At 74.4% G+C, this 360-nt stretch carries 1 protein-coding gene; it reads right to left on the reverse strand.

The genetic code is table 11. From position 1 onward, the window contains the following. Positions 1 to 56 precede the first annotated feature (56 nt). Positions 57 to 360: dienelactone hydrolase family protein (locus tag KN815_RS41165; RefSeq protein ID WP_216346901.1), on the reverse strand; the 304-nt coding region annotated here is incomplete at its 5' end.

A 360-nucleotide genomic window follows, 5' to 3' on the forward strand; every position in this document is an offset into this window, starting at 1 on the left:
TCGGGGCGCTGCCCGAACCGTAGCGGACTTCCGCTGACCTGCTCAGCCGCCATGCGTCACCGCTTGCCGCCCCGGGCCGGGTGCCTGGCCATCCGTGCGAACCAGTCACGTGCCACCTCGGCGGCCTCCTCCAGCGTTCCCGGCTCCTCGAACAAATGGCTGGCGCCGGGCACCACATGGATCTCGTGCGGGGCCACGAGCATGGCGGCCGCCTGCTGGTTGAGCCGCAGCACTTCGTGGTCGTCACCGCCCACGATCAGCAGCACCGGCGCCCGCACCCGGTTCAGGGCACCGCCCGCGAGATCGGGCCGGCCGCCGCGGGAGACCACGGCCGCGGCCCGTTCCGGCCGCTCCGCGGCG

This window comes from Streptomyces niphimycinicus, assembly GCF_018883605.1.
GTDB classification, from domain to species: Bacteria; Actinomycetota; Actinomycetes; order Streptomycetales; family Streptomycetaceae; genus Streptomyces; species Streptomyces niphimycinicus.